This is a genomic window from Rhizobacter sp. P3_B12, from assembly GCF_056402895.1.
Map to the genome: position 1 here is coordinate 1 of NZ_JBFUGN010000619.1, position 3711 is coordinate 3711.

The window sequence follows — 3711 nt, forward strand, 5'->3', positions numbered from 1 at the left end:
GCCATGCGCCGTGCACGCTGACGCTGATGGGCCTGGGCGCGTTCCCGGCGTCGAGCCCGCAGTTCCTCGGCATGCTGGGGATGCACGGCACGCTGGAGGCCAACCTCGCGATGCACGAGGCCGACCTGGTGGTGTGCGTCGGCGCGCGCTTCGACGATCGGGTCACCGGGCGGCTCGACGGCTTCTGCCCCGAGGCGCGCTTCATCCACGTCGACATCGACCCGACCTCGATCAACAAGGTGGTGAAGACGCAGGTGCCGCTCGTGGGCGATTGCGGGTGGCTGCTGCAGTCGCTGCTGGAGAGCCTCGGCCCGCAGCCGCTCGATCCGCAGCGGCTCGACGCGTGGTGGGCGCGCATCGACACCTGGCGCGCGCAACGCTCGCTGGCCTTCGACGACACGCCGCACCAGGTTGCGCCGCAGGCGCTGCTGGCGCGGCTGCAGTCAGCGCTCGGCGGCCGCGACGCGATCGTCTCGACCGATGTCGGCCAGCACCAGATGTGGGCCGCGCAGCACCTGCGCTTCGACAATCCGCGGCGCTGGCTCACGTCGGGCGGCGCCGGCACGATGGGCTACGGGCTGCCGGCGGCGATCGGGGCGCAGGTCGCGCACCCGGGCCGGCTGGTGGTGTGCGTCAGCGGCGACGCATCGATCCTGATGAACATCCAGGAGATGGCGACGGCGGTGCAGGCGGGCGCGCCGGTCAAGGTGGTGCTGCTGAACAACGGCCACATGGGCATGGTGCGGCAGTGGCAGCAGCTGGTGCATGGCGGGCGCACCAGCCAGAGCGTGCTCGACGTGCAGCCGGATTTCGTCGCGCTCGCGAAGGCCTTCGGCTGGGGCGCCCGCCGCGTCGATCAGCGCGGCGAACTCGACGCTGCGCTCGCCGAGTGCCTCGCGAGCCCGGGCCCGTTCTTCCTCGACGCGGTCGTGGCGCCCGAGGCGAACTGCTGGCCGATGATCCCGGCCGGCTGCGCGCACGATGAGGTGATGCTGGATCCCTTGGCGTCTACCAGGCCGGCTGCGGACACTTCGCAGCCACGACCGACGGCTTGACCTGGCTCAGGAAGTACGAGCCCGGGTCCAGCGCCTTCGCGCGGCAGGCGGCCGCCGCCTGGCGCTTGGCGTCGCGCTCGAGCAGTGCCTGCAATGCATACGGCCAACCCCAGTACGGCGTCACGCCTTGGAAGTCGCGGGCGAGCTGCAGCGCCTCGACGCGGTAGGCGTCCTGGCCGGTCTCGCGGAACAGCAGGAAGCCGGCCAGTGCCGCCTGGTAGGCCATCGGCAGCGGCTGGTCCGGCTGCTCCCCGGTGGAGATGACCGAGATCTCGTGGCGTGCCGCGCGCAGGTGGCGGAGCGCGAGCTCGTGCTTGCCCTGCGATGACAAGCGGATCGCGTTCGCCAGCAGGCCGCTGAAGTCGCCGGTGGCCAGTGGCACGTCGGCGAGGACGGCGAGATCGGGGTGGTCGGCCCGCCCGGCGTGCACCGCCGCCCAGGTGAACCAGGGCAGGAACGGCCGGGCCTCGTAGCCGTGCCGCTGCAGGCTCTTGCGGACCGTGTCCAGATCGGCAGCGGTGGCCTGGCCCTTCATGGCCAGTTGCATCAGGCGCACCGACGCCTCCCATCGACGGGCCGGGTCGTAAGCCCGCAGCCCGTCCGTCAGCGTCGCGAGGTCGGTGTCGCTCGGCAGGCGGTCGACGGTGGCATGCAGGTACAGGAACCACGGCACGGCGTCCATGTCGTCGACCTGCGCCTTGTTCGCGCCGAGCGAGCTGCTCCAGGCCTTCGCCGCTGCGAGGTCGCGCTTCGCGATGCGCTGGCCGACGACCGCCGCCACCCACAGCTCGCTCGTGTCGGAGGCCGTGAGCCGCGGCGTGACCACGGCCCAGGCGGCCTCCGGCTGGCCGGTCATGAACAGCAGCCCGGCGACATCGCGGCGTGCGTAGTCGCTCGGGTAACGCCCCAACCGCAGCTGGGCGGCCGCCAGCGCGCCGCGGATGTCGCCGGCCATCATCGGCAGGCGCACGCGGGCATGCAGATCGGAACCGCTGCCGGTGCCGATCTCTCGCACGCGTCCGTAGTAGCGCTTCGCGTCGGCGAGTTCGCCGCTCAGGAAGTAGGCATGCGCCGGCGCCGCCCAGAGGTGGGACAGGCCGACCTGGTTGTCGACCTGGGACGTGGCCGGGTACTCGTCGATCACCCGGCGCGCCTGCGTGCCGGACTGGCCGTCTTTCAGGGCGCGCATCGCGAGCTTGACCCGGTCCACCATGTTGTGCGGGTCGTGGGCGATGCGCTCGCGCAATTGCGCATCGGTCAGTGCTTCTGCGAAGGCCCGCGCTTCTGGACGGAACAGCCGCGCGTCGGCGAGCGGGATCGACGCGGCAGGCGCGGGCGGCATGGCGGCCAGGTGCTCCGCCATGGCCAGCTGGTGCCCTTCGGCCAACGCCGCACGCGCCGATCCGGGTGCCAGGACATAGGCCGGCGTGCCCGGTTTGCGTCGGCTCACTGAAGAGGCGCCGCCTGCGAAGCGATCGAAGCCCAGCACCGCGATCAGGCGTCTCTCATCGTCGACGAGCTGGTCGACCGTGGGGTCGGCCAGCATGGCGCGGTTGATGGGTGCGGCATGGTTGGAGATGCCGAAACGCCCGAGCACGGTCTCGTGGCGCTGCAGCTCCGCGGTGGCCTGCACGAACGCCGACATGCGCGTGCGCACCTGTTTCAGCACCTCGTCGTAGCTGCCCTGCAGCCCGTTCAGGCCGTCGACGCTGAAGCGGCGCTGGACGATGAAGGGGTGCCGGGCGAGATCGGCCGGCAGGGCGGCCAGTGCCTGCGCGAGCCGCTCCTTCTGGCCCTGCGTTTCGCCGAAGTAGACGATGTCCTTGTAGTAGGCCGCCAGGCGCCACTCCTGGTACAGCATCGGCGCGAGCGCGCCGGCGCGGCCGGTGGCGGGCGGCGCCGCAGCGGCCTCGTCGCGGCAGCGCGGCGACGGCATCATGCCGGTGATCGTGCGCTCGATGGCGCACAGGTCGATGCGGTGGAACTCGTCGCCCTGGTTGCCGCGCTCCAGGAAGAGGCTGCGCGCGAACGCCGGCATCGAGCGACCGCCCTGGTCCAGGTACTGCTGTGCCGCGCTGCGCGGTGATCGCACAGGCAGGTTCGCGCTGTGCCCCTCGGCCTCCAGCAGCCTGTGCACGGGGCCCGCCACCGGGTCGGCCAGCGCGGCCGGATCGGGACGGGCGAGCGGCGCATCGTCGAGGTGGAGTTGTGCCCACGCGAGTTCGGCAATCGCCCGGCTCACGGGATCCGCATCCCGGCCCTCCGCCTCGACGAACGCCGTGGCCAGCCAGGCGATCCGGGAAGGAGACCCGGCGCTTGGCGGCATCCACGGGTCGTAGGGTTCCAGTTCCGGCAGCAGGGTGCCGACGGCGAGCGCGCTGCAGGCGAGCGTTGCCGGCGAGGCCGGCGCGTCCAGCTGCCATGCCTTGGCATCGCAGCCACCGGCCGGCGGCTGCACGGCGGGGGGCGTGCCGGCGAGCTTGAGTTCCGACCTCAGCTGCGGCCATTGCGATGCGAAGGCCGCCAGTGCGGCGCGCGGCTCGCCGGGCAACGCGAAGCTGCGGTGAGTCGTGGTGCGGGCGCCGTCCGGTGCGCGCAGCACCAGCGTCATGAAGGCGGTGTCGGCGCCGTCGTGGCCGACGTGCAGGGCCAGCAG

The 3711-nt window shown here is 72.2% G+C and carries 2 protein-coding genes; one reads left to right on the top strand and one right to left on the bottom strand.

Annotated elements, in window-relative coordinates:
* Positions 1–1055, top strand: a 1055-nt coding sequence (locus AC1D01_RS24855; RefSeq protein WP_477871107.1) for a thiamine pyrophosphate-dependent enzyme, incomplete at its 5' end; no start/stop codon positions are given.
* Here the strand turns inward: AC1D01_RS24855 and AC1D01_RS24860 are convergent.
* On the bottom strand, positions 1009–3711 hold a 2703-nt coding region (locus AC1D01_RS24860; protein ID WP_477871109.1), incomplete at its 5' end, for a hypothetical protein. The genes AC1D01_RS24855 and AC1D01_RS24860 overlap by 47 nt on opposite strands.